Below are 16851 nucleotides of genomic sequence, written 5' to 3'. Positions count from 1 at the left end.
AGTATCTCTCCTAAACCCGGCAAAAGAAAGTTTTGAGATGTCCGCACCCGGTATTGGCTCCCGTGCTCCCGATTTCAGCCTCCCGCGCGACGGCGGCGGGCATATTTCGCTCTCCGATTATCATGGCAAGCCGGTGGTGCTTTTCTTCTACCCCAAGGACGACACGACGGGCTGCACGACGGAATCTCTGGATTTTACCGCACTTGCAGATGAGTTTGCAGCCGCCGGCGCTGCCATCGTCGGCATGTCGCCCGATTCGGCCGCCTGCCACGACCGCTTCATCAAGAAGCACAAGCTGACGGTGGCACTCGCATCGGACGAGGATAAGACGGTGCTGCAGGCCTATGGCGTGTGGAAGGAAAAGAAGATGTATGGCCGCACCTTCATGGGCGTCGAACGTACCACGTTCCTGATCCGCAGGGACGGCACCATCGCCACCATCTGGCAGAAGGTGAAGGTCGCGGGGCACGCCGAAACGGTGCTGGCAGCCGTCAGGAACCTCGCTGCGTGACGGCGATCACCTCGCTGCGCGGTGGCGCGATCGATGCAATCCGTTCGGCAGATCTCGACCGCAAGACGGAACTGGCGCAGGAAAGTGCTAACAGGTGGTTCGCCCGGCGCATCTCGCTGCGCTCGCCGCTGGATGCACCGCTGCCCGAGCGCCCCGGCAGGCCGGAAAAGCCTCTGCTGGTGCCGCCGACCCAGGTCGAGAAGCGCTCGCTGCATACCGTGCCTGGCCGTATCGCCCTGCTCCACGCGATTGCCCATATCGAGCTCAATGCCGTCGACCTGGCACTCGACATCGTGGCTCGATTTGCCTCGGCGCATGTGCCGAACTCTTTCTTCGACGGCTGGATGCAGGTTGCCTTTGAAGAGGCCAAGCATTTCCGCATGGTGCGCAAGCGCCTCAATGATCTCGGCGCCGACTATGGCGATCTGCCAGCCCACGATGGCCTTTGGCAGGCAGCGCACTCGACCCGCAACGATCTCACCGCCCGCCTTGCCGTCGTGCCGCTGATTCTCGAGGCGCGCGGACTGGATGTCACGCCTGCCCTGCAGGCCAAGATGCGCGAAACCGGCGATCTCGAAAGCGCGGCGGTGCTCGACGTCATCTACAATGACGAGAAGGGCCATGTCGCCGTCGGCGCCAAATGGTTCCGCTTCCTCTGCGCCCGTGAAAAGCGTGATCCGGCAAGGACTTTTCAGGAACTGGTGCGTGCCAATTTCCGCGGTCCGCTGAAGGCGCCGTTCAATGATGTGGCGCGCGCCGAAGCCGGGCTGACGCCCTCCTTCTACAGGGCACTGACCTCGACCAGCCAGAGCTGATTGGTAAGCTCTGGCTTGCTGACGTAAACCGGCTGTTAACCATAAAAGTATGTAATCATCTCCCAATGGGGCAGGCGCTAAAAAGCGAATCTTCGGGGGATCCTCGGTGACGAACGGACATCACAGTCGGGTATTCGGCAAGAGGTCGCAGGAACACGTCCTTATTCTTGCGAGTGGCGACAAGGTGCGTCACATGACGGTCAAACCCTGGATGGCGGCATTGGCTTTCTGCTTCGTCGGGGTCTTTTCGATCGGCTACCTGCTCGCCACCTCCTACCTCGTGCTGCGCGACGATCTGATCGGCGCGACCATGGCCCGCCAGGCCCGTATGCAGCACGACTATGAGGATCGCATCGCGGCACTGCGTGCCCAGGTCGACCGCATCACCTCCCGCCAGCTTCTCGATCAGCAGGTCGTCGAGGACAAGGTCGACAAGCTGATGGAGCAGCAGATGGCGCTGACCTCGCGCCACGGAAAGCTCGACAACCTGCTTGACCGCGCCGAAAGCTCCGGTCTGACGAGCAAGGATGCTCCGGCGACCGATATCCCGGCGCAGTCCTATGCGCCTGACATCAAGGACAAACGTGCGTCGCTGACCGGCGGCGCGCTGGCAATTGAAAAGATGCTGGCAGGCGACGGCAAACCGGCCGACGCCGAAACCCCCGACAATTCCACGCTTGCCTTTGTTCCCGCAGAAGAAACCGTCGGCGACCGCGCCGACCGCATCTTTTCGAAGGTCACGATCTCGCTGAAGACCGTCGAGCAGGATCAGAAGAGCCGCATCGACCAGCTGACGAGTGACGCCGGCAACGCCGCCAATACGATCGAAGGCGTGCTGGACCGCTTCCATATCGCCGTTCCGGCCGAGACGATCGCCGCCAAGGAAGACGAAGACGCAGTTGGTGGCCCATATGTGGAGCCCGAAAGCAACGACGATTTCAACAATTCGCTGATCCAGCTCGATGGCGCGCTGACGCGTCTGGAAGCGGTGCGCAGCACCGCGGAATCCCTGCCCTTCCGCAATCCGGCCATCGGCAAGGAAGTCACCAGCCCCTTCGGCAACCGGCGCGATCCCTTCCTCGGCCGGCTTGCGCTTCATTCCGGCATCGACTTCCGCTTCTCGCCGGGGGAAAGGATCCGCCCGACCGCGCCGGGCAAGGTGATTGCAGCCGGCTGGACCGGAGGCTACGGCAACATGGTCGAGGTCGATCATGGCAACGGCATTTCGACGCGCTACGGCCATATGTCGGAAATTCTGGTCAAGGTCGGCGATACGGTTGGCCGCAACAATGTCATCGGGCTTGCCGGCAGCACGGGCCGTTCAACGGGTACGCATCTGCATTATGAGGTGCGCCAGGATGGACATGCGGTCGATCCGATCTATTTCATGAATGCCGGCCTTAAACTTGCCACTTATATAAAATAGCCGGTCGCGGTAACGAATGCTTCACCTCGCTACCTGGGGTGGAGACGCTATTCCTTGACTTGCCGGCCGTTTCGGAATATGTCGCCCACATTGCGGCATGCAATCCTGCCGACTCGCCAGAGACCGGCCGAACGAAACGGAAACAGTTTTCCCTTTGACGACATTTGCTGAACTTGGTTTGAGCCCCAAAGTGCTCTCCGCTGTTACCGATGCGGGCTACACGATCCCCACTCCCATTCAGGCCGGGGCAATTCCCTTCGCGCTGGAGCGCCGCGATATCTGCGGTATCGCGCAGACCGGCACCGGCAAGACGGCTTCCTTCGTTCTTCCCATGTTGTCGCTTCTGGAAAAAGGCCGTGCCCGCGCCCGCATGCCCCGGACCCTGATCCTGGAGCCGACCCGCGAACTGGCCGCCCAGGTTGCCGAAAATTTCGAAAAATACGGTAAGAACCACCGCCTCAACGTCGCCCTGCTCATTGGCGGCGTTTCCTTTGAAGATCAGGACCGCAAGCTGGAGCGCGGCGCGGACGTGCTGATCTGCACCCCCGGCCGACTTCTCGACCATTTCGAGCGCGGCAAGCTCCTGATGAGCGGTGTTGAAATTCTCGTCATCGATGAAGCCGACCGCATGCTCGACATGGGCTTCATTCCCGATATCGAACGCATCGCCAAGCTGATCCCCTTCACCCGCCAGACGCTGTTCTTCTCGGCCACCATGCCGCCGGAAATCCAGAAGCTCGCGGACCGCTTCCTGCAGAATCCGGAGCGTATCGAGGTCTCCAAGCCGGCCTCGGCATCGAGCACGATCACGCAGCGCTTCGTCGCCTCGCACGACAAGGATTACGAGAAGCGCGCCGTCCTGCGCGATCTCATCCGCGCCCAGGAAGATCTCAAGAATGCGATCATCTTCTGCAACCGCAAGAAGGATGTCGCCGAACTCTTCCGTTCGCTGGACCGCCACGGCTTCTCCGTCGGCGCCCTGCACGGCGACATGGACCAGCGCTCGCGCATGACCATGCTTTCCAATTTCAAGGACGGCAACATCAAGCTGCTCGTTGCCTCCGACGTCGCCGCCCGCGGCCTCGATATTCCCGATGTCAGCCACGTCTTCAATTTCGACGTGCCGATTCACTCCGAAGACTATGTTCACCGCATTGGCCGTACCGGCCGCGCCGGTCGTTTAGGGGCCTCCTTCACCATCGTCACGCGCCGCGACCAGAAACATGCCGACGCGATCGAAAAGCTGATCGGCGAAAAGGTCGAATGGCTGAGCGGCGATCTCGCCGCCCTGCCGCCGGCCGAAGAGAGCCGCGACAGCGAGCGCTCTCCCCGTCGCGGCAAGGGCCGTGAGCGGGATAAGGATCGTGGCCGCGAGCGCCGGTCTTCGAGTCATAAATCTGATATCAACGCCGAAGATAATGGTGGCGAAGTCGTGGAAGCAGCAGCAAAGGCCGACAGCGTGAAGAACGAGCGCAAAGCAGAACAGAAGCCGCAGAACAATGCGCGCGGCGGTCGGCCCTATCCGGCAAACGACGACAATCGCGAGCGTCGCCGTCACCGTGATCATGACGATGGCCCCACACCGGTCGGGTTCGGCGACGACATTCCTGCCTTCATGCTGATCGCGGCCAACGCCAAGATCTGAGACCCTCAATGGGCAAGCCCGGCATTGATTTCCCAGGCCTCGGTGTAGGTCTGGTGATTTTGCGCGACGGCAAGATCCTTCTCTACAAGCGCGTGAATCCGCCTGAAGCTGGCTACTGGAATATCGTCGGCGGCAAGGTCGACCATATGGAGCCCGCTGAGGAAGCCGCGCGCCGCGAAGCCGAAGAAGAAACGGGCCTCACAATCGGCCGCGTCGAGCGGATCGGCTCTACCGAGCAGATCATCGATGCCGACCGCCAGCACTGGATTTCCCTTCTCTATATCGCCCGCGAAGTAACGGGTGAACCGCAACTGACGGAACCGGACAAGCTGTCGGATTTTGGCTGGTTCGGTCTTGCCGACCTGCCGGAGCCGCTGTCGGCTTTCACGAAGGCCGCGATCGCTGCTTTGCCAGCAGCGGAACGCGGCATGGAACTAGATGAACGGCTGCCGCCCGGATAAGAATAATCAGTCCTCCTCCTGAGTATGACGACCAGGTTGCAATTGCGATAGTCGTCATATAGCCGTTGTATATAAGACTGATGCGCTTTCAGGACGGTTCCATGTCTGTTTATTTTATACGGTCTTTGCTTTTGCTAGGAATCTCCGGTTTCGCTTTTGAAGCGACGTCTACTGGGCAAGCGTTACACCCGACGCAACAGAATATGCCGTCGTCTGGCGATGCAATACTGACTTCCAACCAGAAAAGTGTTTTTAATTCGCAGAGCCTTCTCATTTTATTTTCATCCCAGCAAACTGAAGATGATTCAATAATAGAAGAGGCTAATCGTATTTTTGATACAATCACATCAACGAGTGTCGATTTGGATTATACGATCACGCCAGATATGGCTTACTTCAAGTTTCTTGCCAAAAATTTTTCATTCTTTCGTAGCCGTTCCACACAGTGGGATAATGGAATTTACGACTACAGATTGCCGACATCGGGTTACCTCCATCTTAAAACTTTTCGCTTTGTGGTTGACTCCGTCGATCAAAAACTCAGATTTGTTGTGGCGATGTCATCTTTTTTATAAATGATTTCATATGGATGGATTTCGCTTAAGCGGAATCTATCCATATGAAAACTTGGAACGACTACATCATAAAGTGGCACTGGCGGTCGTGCAGATAAAGGCCTGGGAATATTGAATTAGGCCTTTCAATCGAAGAAAAGGTACCGCTTCTTCCGTAAACGCCCCGTGATGCAGAATTGCAGCTATTCGGCCCGCAGCGCAGCTTCGTAGGCAAGCCGCACCCAGCGCGCCATGACATCTGGGTCGTCATAGGCTTCGTCGGGGATGCTCCAGTAGGGCATCTTCACCGGAGCGCCCTTCTTGCCCTCGTAGAACCATTGGCTGGCGCCTGCCGCGGCAAATTCCGGCGCGCTCTCTTCATCGGCCTTCAGCAGGATTTCGTCGCGCACCTCGAGCGCCAGGATACGGCCGAGATGGTAGATGCCCTTGCCGCCGAACATGCGCTTGATGGTGACGGGTCCAAGCGACTGAAACATTTCCTCGATGCCGGCATTGTCCATCGCTTCAGACCTATACCGAGTGATAGCCGCGGTTCAGATAAAGCAGTGCCGGATGTATTTCGGTAAAGCGCACGGCAGCGACCTCGCCGAAAATGACATTGTGGGTCGGCATTTCCTTGATATCGGTCACCCGGCAATCGAAAACGGCAAGTGCATCGGCAAGGACTGGCGCGCCCGTTACCAGCGTCTCGAAGCGGGCGCTCTGAAAACGCTCGTCGTTTTCGAGCTGCGTACGGCCCGAAAAGGCATCGGCAACGCCTTCATGGTGGGCGCCGAGCGAGTTCAGCGCGAAGATGCCGCTGCGCCAGAAGATCTCGTTCTTCACATTGGTATTGTTGAGGCAGACGAGAACCGAAGCCGGATTGTCGGAGACCGAGCAGGCGGCCGTGATCGTGACCCCGCGCCGCGCTTCGCCGAGCGCCGTAGTCACCAGCTGCACATGGCCTGCATAGCGGCTCATGGCATCGCGATAGAGGCCGGGATCGATATGCTGCCTGTTCAACACATGCTTCTCCACAATCAGTGTCTTGTTTTTGTTATTTTCCCAATATGGCGGGCATCGGTTACATTTTCTACAATAGCACCCGCCAAAAGCTGCAGAATACGCTTGTTTTTCTTTGACGATTGCCGCCGTGCGGATAAAAGGGCATGGACAAGACGAGAGACCTGCACCTTTCATGATGAGCCTGCGTGTCATAGCCGCCCTTCTGTCGCTCATGGCGTTGACGGCCGAAAGCCGCGCGGCCGGCGTGACGATTGGCGTTGTCGCGCCACAGGACGGCACTTTTGCCTCGCTTGGCGCCCAGATTTTTTCCGGCGCGAATTTCCAGATCCGACAGGCGGGCGATACGGTCGTTCCTGTCCCCGAAACTTGCCAGGACAATAGCGGCCAGGCGGTCGCCGATGCACTGATCGCAGCCAAGGTCCAGGTCGCTATCGGCTTCCTTTGCAGCGAGACGCTGGAAGGCGCCCTGCCGAAGCTGAAGGACGCCAATATTCCCGTCATCACGGTGTCCGTGCGCTCGCGCATCCTGATGGAGGATTCGCTGAAGAACGGCTGGCCCCTCTTCCGTCTGGGCCCGCAGGACAGCGATGAAGCCGCCAAGGTCATCCAGATCATCCTGCAGCAATGGACGGCGTCTCCGATCGCCCTTATCGAGGACGGCACGATCCACGGCCGCGAACTGACGGAAGCCGTGCGCAACGCGCTCGAAGAAAATGGCCTGAAGCCCGTTTTTACCGACACCTACCGGCCGGGACAGGAGCAGCAGATCGGCCTCGTGCGCCGCCTGAAGCGGGCCGGTGCCACCAAGGTCTTCATCGGCGGGGACAGAAACGATGTCGCCACCATCGCCCGTGACGCGAAGGCCGAAAACATCGCGCTCGACATTCTGAGCGGCGATGCGATGCGCGCGGCAAACCAGCCGCTCGCGCTGGCAGATGGCGTGCGTGCCGTCGTCATCCCCGAATATGCGCTTCTGCCGGATGCAGCCGCGGCCGCCGGGGCCCTGCGCGCCGCGGGGACCGAGCCGGAAGGTTATGTCCTGCCGGCCGCAGCCGCAGCGCTGATTGCCGATCAGGCTGTGCAGCCGGCGGTGGCTGAGGGCAAGCCGGTGGCGGAAAAGCTGATCGGGACGCAATTCAATACGCCGATCGGCCCAGTGACCTTCACACCGGCCCATGAGCTGGCGCAAAATCCCTATCGTCTTCTCGAATGGCGCGGCGATGCTTTCGTTCCGCCGACCGACGGGACGGACTGACCTGTTGAAACTTGCCGTGAGGCGGCGCGCCTGCTGACGGTTGAGATGGAGATCCAGACCCATGACGACACTGCCCATCCGCATCGCCCCATCGATCCTGGCCGCCGATTTCGCAAAGCTCGGCGAGGAAGTGCGCAACGTTACCGCGGCCGGCGCCGACTGGATCCATCTCGACGTCATGGACGGCCATTTCGTGCCGAACATTTCCTTCGGCCCCGATGTCATCAAGTCGCTGCGTTCCTATACGGATGCGACCTTCGACTGCCATCTGATGATTTCGCCTGCAGACCCCTACCTGGAAGCCTTCGCAAAGGCCGGCTGTGACCGCATCACCGTGCATGCGGAGGCCGGACCACACCTGCACCGCTCGCTGCAGACGATCCGCCATCTCGGCAAGAAGGTCGGCGTCACGCTCAATCCGGCAACGCCGCTCTCGGTGGTCGAGAACGTGCTTGACGATGTCGACCTCATTCTCATTATGTCCGTCAACCCCGGTTTCGGCGGCCAGAAATTCATTCCGGCAATGGTAGACAAGATCGCTGCGGCAAAGTCACTGATCGGTGACCGCCCGATCGAGCTTGAGGTGGATGGCGGCGTGACGGTCGATACCGCACCTGCCGTGGCAAAGGCCGGCGGCAACGTGCTCGTTGCCGGATCGGCAATTTTCAAGGGCGGCTCGGTCGAGGCCTATCGCCAGGCCATTACCGCCCTTCGCAACGCGGCTGAGGGGGCTCGCTGATGACGAAGCGCATGTTCATGGGTGGATTTCTTGCCGCCCTGCTGACCGGCATGGCTGCCACGGCCTCAGCCGGCGATATCGCCAATGTGCAGCCCGTCGGCTTTTCCGCGGATGGCAAGGTCTTTGCCTTCCAGGAATTCGGCATGAAGGATGGCAAGGTCCCCTATTCGGATACCTATTTCATCGATACCGACACCGGTGCCGATCTCGAGGGCACGCCCTTCCATCTGGAATTGACGGACAAGGATGCCGATCTGTCCAAGGCCCGCCGCCAGAACCTGACGGCAGCACGCCAGCAGATGGACAAATACGACCTTCTGACCAATCCGGGCCTGATCGCCGCCTTCAACCCGCCGACCGAGCTCGGCTCGCCGATGAAGACGATCCGCTATACGACGCTTGCAACCGACGGTCCTGCGCGTGGAGCCTATACGCTGCTGCTGGGCGATGCCCAGGTCGCGACGCCCGATGCCTGCAAGGGCATGAACCACGTCGTCGGCTTTACGCTGCAGCTCATCGAGAAGGACGGTGCACCGAACCGCCAGCTCGTCCACGAGGACAAGGCTATCCCGGCCGACCGCGGCTGCCCGGTGGAATACCGCATGGGCGGCGCCCTCGTCTATCAGCCTGAATCGGGCAAGCCCGTCCATATCGCCCTCATCCTGGCGCTGAGTGCATCTCCTGACGGCCGCAACGGCCGCTGGATCGCCGTTCCGGTACACCCCTGAGAATGAACCGTCTGCGGGCGGCGTGGCCGCCCTTATCCGAACTTTTCATCGGCGCCCCGCTCTGGGGCGCCCAGATGCTGGTCTCGGCAATGGCCGGGCTCTACCTGCGCAATGGCATGGAGACGAGCCATGTGCTCGATCTGGCGCTGCTCTATTTCGGCGGCGGCCTGCTTTCCTGGCCCTTCAATCTGATCGCCGGGCGCTACTTCGCGCTCCGTCGAGATATGGAGACGCGTTTCGCAGCCTTCTTCCTGGCGATGACGACAGGCACGATCCTCATGACGGCCTTTCTCTTCGCCATGGACTACCGGATCTTTTATTCCCGCTGGCATTCGCCGCTCGGTTCCGTCATCTGGATGTTCCAGTTCGTCTTCACCGGTGCAAGTGCCGTCTACCAGTTCCTCGTTCTCGGTCTGGGACTGTTTTTGCCCGTCGGTTTGGTCTGTTTGCTTGCCACCAGCTACGCTCTTGCCAAACGCATGCGTTGAGATTGCCGGCCGTCTTTGCTACAGGGGCCGCAGCTACTGTCACGAAATGAAGGCGCTCGCCCATGATCCCTCGTTATTCCCGGCCCGAGATGGTCGCCATCTGGTCTCCCGAAACCAAGTTCCGCATCTGGTTCGAGATCGAGGCTCATGCCTGTGATGCGCTTGCGGACCTCGGTGTGATCCCGAAATCGGCCGCCGCCACCATCTGGGAAAAAGGTGGCAAGGCGACCTTCGATGTTGCCCGCATCGATGAGATCGAGGCCGTGACCAAGCATGACGTCATCGCCTTCCTCACCCATCTTGCCGAAATCGTCGGCCCCGACGCCCGTTTCGTCCACCAGGGCATGACCTCGTCGGACGTGCTCGACACCACCCTGAACATCCAGCTCGTGCGCGCTGCCGATATACTGCTCGCCGACATGGACCGCGTTCTCGCCGCCCTGAAGGCCCGTGCCTTCGAGCACAAGGATACGATTCGCATCGGCCGCAGCCATGGCATTCACGCCGAGCCGACGACGATGGGCCTCACCTTCGCTCGCTTCTATGCCGAGATGAGCCGCAACCGCGCCCGCCTCGTCGCTGCCCGTGCGGAAATCGCGACCGGCGCCATTTCCGGCGCCGTCGGCACCTTCGCCAACATCGATCCTGTCGTCGAAGAGCATGTCTGCGCCGCCCTCGGCCTCGTTCCGGAGCCTGTCTCCACGCAGGTCATCCCGCGTGACCGCCATGCGATGTTCTTCGCCACGCTCGGTGTCATCGGCTCATCGATCGAAAATGTGGCGATCGAGATCCGCCACATGCAGCGCACCGAAGTGCTGGAAGCCGAGGAGTTCTTCTCGCCAGGCCAGAAGGGCTCGTCGGCCATGCCGCACAAGCGCAACCCGGTCCTGACCGAAAACCTGACGGGCCTTGCTCGCCTCGTACGCATGTCGGTTGTTCCCGCAATGGAAAACGTGGCGCTCTGGCACGAGCGCGATATCAGCCATTCGAGCGTCGAGCGCGCCATCGGCCCGGATACGACCATCACCCTCGATTTCGCACTCAACCGTCTGGCCGGCGTCATCGAAAAGCTCGTGGTCTACCCCGAGAACATGATGAAGAACCTCGACAAGTTCCGCGGCCTTGTGCATTCGCAGCGCGTTCTCCTGGCGCTGACGCAGGCCGGCACCTCCCGCGAGGATGCCTATCGCCTCGTGCAGCGCAATGCGATGAAGGTCTGGGAACAGGGCAAGGATTTCCTTGAGGAGCTGCTGGCCGACGCCGAGGTGCGTGCCGCGCTCTCCCAGGCGGATCTGCGTGAGAAGTTCGATCTCGGTTATCACACCAAGCATGTCGACACGATCTTCCGCCGCGTTTTTGGCGAAGCTTGATCGACACAACACATGTCATGAGACGGCGCCCGTGAGGCGCCGTTTTCATTTTCGCTTCCGGGATGAGGTCGCCGGTGCAGCGCGCTTCTTTTTCTCCGGCTTTTCCACCGGCGTATCGGCCGGCTCTTCCGATATCTCGCAAATCTCTGTCGCGCCCCGGCCTTTGGCGGCCTTCGCCACCAGGCGGTCGAGATGCTTGAGGTCCTCCTCGTCGAGATTTTCGATGCCGATGAAGCGGTTCTCGGCGTGGCTCGTGAGGATGATTTCGTTGAGCTTCGCCTGGATGGCCCGTGTATCGCGTGTCTGCGCATTCTGCAGCACGAAGACCATCAGGAAGGTAATGATCGTCGTGCCGGTGTTGATCACCAGCTGCCAGGTTTCCGAATAGCCGAAGACAGGGCCGAGGGCAGCCCAGATGATCACCGCGATGAGTGCCAGAATGAAGGTTACCGGCTTGCCCGCCCACTCCGATATCTTCGTGGCGAAGCGGGCGAATGCATGGCGTACAGTCACCTTGAAATCCTCCTTCGAAGTCGGCGCAAAACAAACTCCAGGGAGGGTTCCGAGGTTCCAGCCTATATCGAAAATCCGGGGTATCGCGTGAATTCGCCATACCCCGGGAATGCTGGCGTCACATGGCTTCGCGGCTGATCAGCTTGCGGTAAAGATGCCAGGTCGCATGGCCGAGGATGGGGATGACGAGTGCGAGGCCGATGAAGAGCGGGATCGTGCCGATGACGAGTGCCACCGCTACGATCAGGCCCCAGAGCAGCACCGGTATCGGATTGATGAAGGTTGCCCGGACCGAAGCGACCATCGCAGCCACCGCCCCGCAATCCCTGTCGAGCAGCATCGGGAAGGTGACGACGGTGATCGCCAGAACGACGAGGGCAAAGCCGAGGCCAACCAGATTGCCCCACAGGATCAGCTGCATGCCTTCCGGCGTACCGAATACCTGCTGAACGAAGAGCGACATGGAGCGCGGGAAGACCTCTCCGAGGAGGTTTGCGTAGATGGTCTGCGCCGTGACCAGCCAGACGGTGAACATCCCAAACAGCAGGAGGCCGACGGCGATGATCGACGGCAGAGCCGGCGAATGGCGCACGTCGAGTGCATGTGTCCAGGAGGAATCGAGCCCGGCCTCGCGCCGGCGGCTGATTTCGTAGAGGCCGATCGCGGCAATTGGCCCGATCAGCACGAAGCCCGACATCAGCGGAAAGATCATCGGTGCGAGATTGGCGCCCGAACTCAGCATCGTCAGGAAGATGCCGGCGATCGGATACATGAGACACAGGAAAACGTAGTGCGAAGGCTTCTCGCGGAAATCCTCGAAACCGAGCCTGAGCGCGTCGAAGACGTCGGCAATGCTGATCCTGTTAACCACGGGCCGTGCGAAGTTCTCACCGGCACCCGTCATGACATGAAATGTCGTCATGGCTTTCTCCTCCTCAGCCAAGATGAGCCGGAGGCGAATGTGGCGGCACAAAGCGGGCCGACACGAGAACGCAACCGGCATGCAGCCACCATAGCAAATTTCTTGAGCTAAGTCGCTCTTTCCCTTGACATCGCGGTCAAGCTTTCTCACATCGGCGACATTATGAGAGCTTCAGACGCAGATATCCTCATCATTCCCGGCTACACCAACTCCGGTCCCGACCATTGGCAGAGCCGCTGGGAGGCAAAATTGAGCACCGCGCGCCGCGTGGAGCAGGCGGAATGGTCCAAGCCCGTGCGCGAGGATTGGAGCGTCCGCATCGCCGAAGCGGTCAATGCTTCCACTCGCCCCGTGGTACTCGTTGCCCATTCCCTCGGCGTGCCCTCGGTGATCCATGCAATCCCGATGTTTCAGAAGCGCGTTGCCGGCGCCTTCTTCGTGGCGCCGCCCGATGTCGCCAATCCCGATATTCGTCCGAAGCATCTCATGACCTTCGGTCCCTACCCGCGCGATCCGCTGCCCTTCCCCTCGATCACTGTCGCCAGCCGCAACGATCCTTTCGGCACTTACGAGCATGCCGATGATATCGCAAATAGCTGGGGTTCCTTCTTGGTGGATGCCGGCGAGTCCGGCCACATCAATGCCGAATCTGGTCACGGCCCCTGGCCGGAAGGCACGATGGTCTTTGCCCAGTTTCTGAGCCGCCTGCCCGGCTGAGGAAGCCAAAAAATCCGGCATTTCCAGTGAATTAAGCGATCGCTTTCTAAGCATTTCTTAATGGAAAGACCGCAGACTGCGCTGACGCCAGAAAAGCGAGAGCGCGCCCCGTGAAGCAAAGCCATCCGCCCAAAACCGCCGCCGATGTCAATCGCGACGAACAGGCTGCTGACGGGTTCGCAAGCTACACGGACGATTCAGATATCAACGAGCGCGAAAGCCGATGGAACTACGCGCTCGTCGGTTCCGGCCTCGGCGTCTGGGACCACAATTATCGTCTCGACAAGAAATACTATTCGCAGACCTGGAAGAGTATTCGCGGCATGGCCCCTGACGAGGAGGCCGACGGCGAGTACGAAGCCTGGCTGCAACTCGTCCATCCCGACGATCGCGATTTTGTCGTCGACGCCATCGAGCGCCAGAATGCCGGTGATCCGGATTATCATGTCTTCGAGTATCGCGAGCGCCACAAGGACGGCCACTGGGTCTGGATCGAGTGCCGCGGCGCGCCAGTCGAATGGGATGAGAACGGCACAGCCCAGCGCGTCGTCGGCACGGATACCGACATCACCGCACGCAAGGAAACGCAGGAGATGCTGGCGCAGCTCTCCCGCCGCCTCGACCTTGCTTTGCAGATCAGCGACATCGGCGTTTTCGAGGCCGACATCGACCACGGGACCGTCGAATGGGACGAGCGTCTCATTGCCATCTACGGCCTGAAGGGCATCGATCATCTCTCGGCCGTAACTGCATGGCCTGACGCAATCCATCCCGAGGATCGCGAGCGCGTGCTTGGCACTGTCGAGCGCCATGTCCGCGACCAGACCGGCTTCAATCACGAATTCCGAATCATCAGGGGTGACGGTGCCTTGCGCATCATTCGCGCCCGTGGTGCCTTCTTCGTCGACGGCAATGGCTGCCGCAAGCTGATCGGCGCCAATTGGGACGTCACGGAGGAAGTGGCGCTGCGCAACGAGTTGCGGCGCGCCAAGGATCTTGCCGAAGCCCGCAACCGTGAACTCGAAGCCGCCAAGGAAAGCATCGAGCATCTGGCGTTCCACGACTATCTGACCGGCCTGCCGAACCGCCGCTATCTCGACAAGATGCTGGAGGAACGCTCCGCCCATTGTCGCGAGGAAGGTCTGGCGCTTGCCGTCCTTCATATCGATCTCGACCGCTTCAAGCAGATCAACGACACGCTCGGCCACCGCGCCGGCGATCATATGCTGAAACACGCCGCCAAGGTGCTGCGCGACTCCATTCGTGCCACCGACTTCGTCGCCCGCATCGGTGGCGATGAATTCGTCGTTCTCTGCATCGTCGACACCGCGTCCAAGAAGATCGCCACCGTCGCCGAGCGCATCATCCGCGAGCTGCGCAAGCCCATCAAATACGAGGGACATGATTGCCGCTTCGGTGCCAGCATCGGTATCGCGATCGACAGCGGCCCCAAGCTCGATGAAAAACAGCTCCTGCTCAACGCCGATATCGCCCTCTACCGGGCGAAAGGCTCCGGCCGTAACCGCCACGAATTCTTCTCCAATGCAGCGCGCCGCACGATCCTGACGGCCAAGCGCCTGGCCGATGAAATCCTGATCGGCCTGGAGCGCAATGAATTCGTGCCCTTTTACCAGCCGCAGTTCGATGCCCGCACGCTCGATATCGCGGGTATCGAGACGCTGGCTCGCTGGCAGCATCCCGAACATGGCCTGCTCGCCCCCGATCGCTTCCTCGACATTGCCGAAGACCTCGACGTCGTCTCCATCATCGATGCGCTCATCCTGGAACAGGCAATCGCCGACCGGAAAACCTGGATCCGCGAAGGCTTCGCCATTCCCCGCATCTCCGTCAATGTCTCCGGCCGGAGACTATCCGATCCGCAGCTCGGCAAGAAGCTGCGTTCCCTCAAGATCGAGCCCGGCACGGTCTCCTTCGAACTGCTGGAATCGATCTCGCTCGATGATTGCGACGAGGCGGTTACCGCCAATCTCAAGAAGCTGAAGAAGCTCGGTATCGATATCGAGGTCGATGATTTCGGCACCGGCCATGCCTCGATCGTCAGTCTGCTGCGGTTGAGCCCGAAAACACTGAAGATCGACCGCGAACTCATCAGCCGGCTGCCGCAATCGGGCGAGCAGCGCAAGCTCGTTCGCTCGATCATCGACATCGGCCGCTCGTTGAATATTCTCGTTACCGCAGAAGGCGTCGAGACGGTCGATCACGTCCGCATCCTTCAGGAGCTCGGCTGCGACATGCTGCAGGGTTACGCCCTCGCCCGGCCGATGTCCGGCCTGCAGATTCCGGCTTTCATCCGTGGCGAAAGCTGGCGGCGGTCGGAGGGGGAAGCGCGCGCGCTGCAGAGGGATCTGCGCCGCTCGGTCGATCGGCCTGTCTCCAAGACGGCCTCCAGATAAAGCCCTGTATAAACCCTCCGAGATTTTGCCTTCATTCCACCGTAAAGAAAAAGGCGGTAGTCTCCTCCTGGCAAGATTTCGATTCTCTTTGCGGTTTTCCCGCCCAAGGCCGGAAACCGGGGAAGGAGTGACAGGCGGATTGTGAAACTCTCTCTTTTCCTTTAAGGGGACGCCACGAGATCGATCCACGCGCACTATCCCAAGAGCGCCAACAGTTAGAGAATAACCACAATGAACCGTCGCCGCCGTATCTACGAGGGCAAGGCAAAGATTCTGTATGAGGGACCTGAACCGGGCACGCTGATCCAGTTCTTCAAGGACGATGCCACTGCTTTCAACAAGAAGAAACACGAAGTCATTGATGGCAAGGGCGTCCTCAACAACCGTATTTCTGAATATATCTTCAGCCATCTGAACAAGATCGGCATTCCCACCCACTTCATCCGCCGGCTCAACATGCGCGAGCAGCTGATCAAGGAAGTGGAGATGATCCCGCTCGAGATCGTCGTGCGCAATGTCGCTGCCGGCTCGCTCGCCAAGCGTCTCGGCATCGAGGAAGGCGTGGTCCTGCCGCGTTCGATCATCGAATTCTATTACAAGTCGGATGCGCTCGAGGACCCGATGGTCTCCGAAGAGCACATCACCGCCTTCGGCTGGGCCAATCCGGCTGAGCTCGATGACATCATGGCGCTCGCCATCCGCGTCAACGACTTCATGACCGGCCTCTTCCTCGGCGTCGGCATCCAGCTCGTCGATTTCAAGATCGAATGCGGCCGCCTCTTCGAAGGCGACATGATGCGCATCATCCTGGCTGACGAAATCTCGCCTGACAGCTGCCGCCTATGGGATATCGAGACACACAAGAAGATGGACAAGGACCTCTTCCGCCGCGATATGGGCGGTCTGCTGGAAGCCTATTCCGAAGTTGCCCGCCGTCTCGGCATCATCAATGAAAACGAGCCCGTGCGCGGCACAGGCCCCGTTCTGGTCAAGTAAGTAAAAGCAGGGAAAAACACGTGATCAAGGCTCGCGTCACCGTCACGCTGAAAAACGGCGTTCTCGATCCTCAGGGCAAGGCCATCGAAGGCGCGCTCGGCGCCCTCGGCTTCGGCGGCGTCGGCCATGTCCGCCAGGGCAAGGTTTTCGACCTCGAGCTCGAAGGCACCGACAAGGCCAAGGCTGAGGCGGATCTCAAGGCCATGTGCGAAAAGCTGCTCGCAAACACGGTCATCGAGAATTACGCGATCGCGATCGACTGACGATCATA

General features: G+C 60.2%; 19 protein-coding genes. 15 read left to right on the top strand and 4 right to left on the bottom strand.

The window, feature by feature from the left end; all coding sequences use genetic code 11:
- Window positions 1-37 precede the first annotated feature (37 nt).
- The 6 genes from FHX06_RS08700 to FHX06_RS08675 all read left to right on the top strand — a co-directional run bounded on the left by FHX06_RS08700 (window position 38) and on the right by FHX06_RS08675 (window position 5433).
- Window positions 38-511: a peroxiredoxin gene (locus FHX06_RS08700; protein WP_112547723.1), complete on the top strand. Its 474-nt coding sequence runs from the start codon at window positions 38-40 to the stop codon at window positions 509-511.
- Window positions 508-1326 carry a ferritin-like domain-containing protein gene (locus FHX06_RS08695; RefSeq protein ID WP_112547724.1) on the top strand — a complete coding sequence of 273 codons (819 nt, stop codon included), beginning with the start codon at window positions 508-510 and terminating at the stop codon, window positions 1324-1326. The genes FHX06_RS08700 and FHX06_RS08695 overlap by 4 nt, the downstream gene beginning before the upstream one ends.
- A 106-nt stretch (window positions 1327-1432) precedes the next feature.
- The gene (locus FHX06_RS08690; protein ID WP_113213200.1) at window positions 1433-2752 is read left to right on the top strand and encodes a peptidoglycan DD-metalloendopeptidase family protein; all 1320 of its coding nucleotides are present in this window, start codon (window positions 1433-1435) and stop codon (window positions 2750-2752) included.
- Window positions 2753-2849: 97 nt separating this feature from the next.
- Window positions 2850-4397, top strand: a complete 1548-nt coding sequence (locus FHX06_RS08685) for a DEAD/DEAH box helicase (RefSeq protein WP_183878946.1) — start codon at window positions 2850-2852, stop codon at window positions 4395-4397.
- Window positions 4398-4405: 8 nt separating this feature from the next.
- The gene (locus FHX06_RS08680) at window positions 4406-4858 is read left to right on the top strand and encodes an NUDIX domain-containing protein (RefSeq protein WP_113015839.1); all 453 of its coding nucleotides are present in this window, start codon (window positions 4406-4408) and stop codon (window positions 4856-4858) included.
- 101 nt (window positions 4859-4959) lie between these two features.
- A complete protein-coding gene (locus FHX06_RS08675) occupies window positions 4960-5433 on the top strand; it encodes a hypothetical protein (protein WP_162738596.1) in 474 nt (157 codons plus the stop codon).
- A 182-nt stretch (window positions 5434-5615) separates the two neighbouring features.
- Here the strand turns inward: FHX06_RS08675 and FHX06_RS08670 are convergent, their stop codons facing one another.
- Both FHX06_RS08670 and FHX06_RS08665 read right to left on the bottom strand, forming a co-directional pair.
- Window positions 5616-5933, bottom strand: coding sequence for a TfoX/Sxy family protein (locus FHX06_RS08670; RefSeq protein WP_112547728.1), 318 nt, complete (start codon window positions 5931-5933; stop codon window positions 5616-5618).
- 10 nt (window positions 5934-5943) lie between these two features.
- Window positions 5944-6438, bottom strand: a complete 495-nt coding sequence (locus FHX06_RS08665; RefSeq protein ID WP_112547729.1) for a flavin reductase — start codon at window positions 6436-6438, stop codon at window positions 5944-5946.
- Between the two features lie 172 nt (window positions 6439-6610).
- On the opposite strand from FHX06_RS08665, the gene FHX06_RS08660 reads away from it, so the two are divergent.
- The 5 genes from FHX06_RS08660 to purB all read left to right on the top strand — a co-directional run bounded on the left by FHX06_RS08660 (window position 6611) and on the right by purB (window position 11018).
- Entirely contained in the window at window positions 6611-7693 is a 1083-nt protein-coding gene (locus tag FHX06_RS08660; protein WP_113213198.1) for an ABC transporter substrate-binding protein, read from the top strand.
- A gap of 61 nt (window positions 7694-7754) precedes the next feature.
- Window positions 7755-8432 (top strand): ribulose-phosphate 3-epimerase, encoded by a 678-nt coding sequence (gene rpe / locus FHX06_RS08655; protein ID WP_113117022.1) that lies wholly within the window; start codon window positions 7755-7757, stop codon window positions 8430-8432.
- A complete protein-coding gene (locus tag FHX06_RS08650) occupies window positions 8432-9160 on the top strand; it encodes a DUF2259 domain-containing protein (protein WP_113117021.1) in 729 nt (242 codons plus the stop codon). The genes rpe and FHX06_RS08650 overlap by 1 nt, the downstream gene beginning before the upstream one ends.
- Window positions 9161-9162: 2 nt before the next feature.
- Entirely contained in the window at window positions 9163-9648 is a 486-nt protein-coding gene (locus tag FHX06_RS08645) for a hypothetical protein (RefSeq protein ID WP_183878945.1), read from the top strand.
- A 62-nt stretch (window positions 9649-9710) separates the two neighbouring features.
- Window positions 9711-11018, top strand: a complete 1308-nt coding sequence (gene purB / locus FHX06_RS08640) for an adenylosuccinate lyase (RefSeq protein ID WP_183878943.1) — start codon at window positions 9711-9713, stop codon at window positions 11016-11018.
- Window positions 11019-11063: 45 nt separating this feature from the next.
- Here the strand turns inward: purB and FHX06_RS08635 are convergent, their stop codons facing one another.
- On the bottom strand, window positions 11064-11531 hold the full coding sequence (locus FHX06_RS08635) for a low affinity iron permease family protein (protein WP_113206253.1): 468 nt from the start codon (window positions 11529-11531) through the stop codon (window positions 11064-11066).
- 118 nt (window positions 11532-11649) lie between these two features.
- Window positions 11650-12453 carry a DUF2189 domain-containing protein gene (locus FHX06_RS08630; RefSeq protein WP_112547736.1) on the bottom strand — a complete coding sequence of 268 codons (804 nt, stop codon included), beginning with the start codon at window positions 12451-12453 and terminating at the stop codon, window positions 11650-11652.
- Between the two features lie 162 nt (window positions 12454-12615).
- Here FHX06_RS08630 and FHX06_RS08625 point away from each other — a divergent pair, with 162 nt between their 5' ends.
- The 4 genes from FHX06_RS08625 (at window position 12616) to purS (ending at window position 16843) form a co-directional block, all read left to right on the top strand.
- Window positions 12616-13170: an RBBP9/YdeN family alpha/beta hydrolase gene (locus FHX06_RS08625; RefSeq protein WP_112547737.1), complete on the top strand. Its 555-nt coding sequence runs from the start codon at window positions 12616-12618 to the stop codon at window positions 13168-13170.
- A gap of 110 nt (window positions 13171-13280) precedes the next feature.
- On the top strand, window positions 13281-15584 hold the full coding sequence (locus tag FHX06_RS08620; protein WP_113117018.1) for a putative bifunctional diguanylate cyclase/phosphodiesterase: 2304 nt from the start codon (window positions 13281-13283) through the stop codon (window positions 15582-15584).
- Window positions 15585-15815: 231 nt separating this feature from the next.
- Complete coding sequence (gene purC, locus FHX06_RS08615; protein WP_007826228.1) at window positions 15816-16580, top strand: phosphoribosylaminoimidazolesuccinocarboxamide synthase; 765 nt, start codon at window positions 15816-15818, stop codon at window positions 16578-16580.
- Window positions 16581-16600: 20 nt separating this feature from the next.
- Entirely contained in the window at window positions 16601-16843 is a 243-nt protein-coding gene (gene purS / locus FHX06_RS08610) for a phosphoribosylformylglycinamidine synthase subunit PurS (RefSeq protein WP_007826230.1), read from the top strand.
- The last annotated feature ends 8 nt before the right edge of the window (window positions 16844-16851 follow it).

This window comes from Rhizobium sp. BK512, assembly GCF_014194915.1.
In the GTDB taxonomy this organism is placed as follows: domain Bacteria; phylum Pseudomonadota; class Alphaproteobacteria; order Rhizobiales; family Rhizobiaceae; genus Rhizobium.
Note: the sequence above shows the minus strand (reverse complement) of the source record. Positions and strands in the feature narration are given on the sequence as shown.

Bases quoted from the DNA above. Each gene is read 5' to 3' on its own strand.
- FHX06_RS08670 (WP_112547728.1), bottom strand. From the start codon at position 5,933: ATGGACAATGCCGGCATCGAGGAAATGTTTCAGTCGCTTGGACCCGTC.
- FHX06_RS08645 (WP_183878945.1), top strand. From the start codon at position 9,163: ATGAACCGTCTGCGGGCGGCGTGGCCGCCCTTATCCGAACTTTTCATC.
- FHX06_RS08680 (WP_113015839.1), top strand. From the start codon at position 4,406: ATGGGCAAGCCCGGCATTGATTTCCCAGGCCTCGGTGTAGGTCTGGTG.
- purB (WP_183878943.1), top strand. From the start codon at position 9,711: ATGATCCCTCGTTATTCCCGGCCCGAGATGGTCGCCATCTGGTCTCCC.
- purC (WP_007826228.1), top strand. From the start codon at position 15,816: ATGAACCGTCGCCGCCGTATCTACGAGGGCAAGGCAAAGATTCTGTAT.
- FHX06_RS08675 (WP_162738596.1), top strand. From the start codon at position 4,960: ATGTCTGTTTATTTTATACGGTCTTTGCTTTTGCTAGGAATCTCCGGT.
- FHX06_RS08625 (WP_112547737.1), top strand. From the start codon at position 12,616: ATGAGAGCTTCAGACGCAGATATCCTCATCATTCCCGGCTACACCAAC.
- FHX06_RS08685 (WP_183878946.1), top strand. From the start codon at position 2,850: ATGCAATCCTGCCGACTCGCCAGAGACCGGCCGAACGAAACGGAAACA.
- FHX06_RS08630 (WP_112547736.1), bottom strand. From the start codon at position 12,453: ATGACGACATTTCATGTCATGACGGGTGCCGGTGAGAACTTCGCACGG.
- FHX06_RS08700 (WP_112547723.1), top strand. From the start codon at position 38: ATGTCCGCACCCGGTATTGGCTCCCGTGCTCCCGATTTCAGCCTCCCG.
- FHX06_RS08660 (WP_113213198.1), top strand. From the start codon at position 6,611: ATGATGAGCCTGCGTGTCATAGCCGCCCTTCTGTCGCTCATGGCGTTG.
- rpe (WP_113117022.1), top strand. From the start codon at position 7,755: ATGACGACACTGCCCATCCGCATCGCCCCATCGATCCTGGCCGCCGAT.
- FHX06_RS08650 (WP_113117021.1), top strand. From the start codon at position 8,432: ATGACGAAGCGCATGTTCATGGGTGGATTTCTTGCCGCCCTGCTGACC.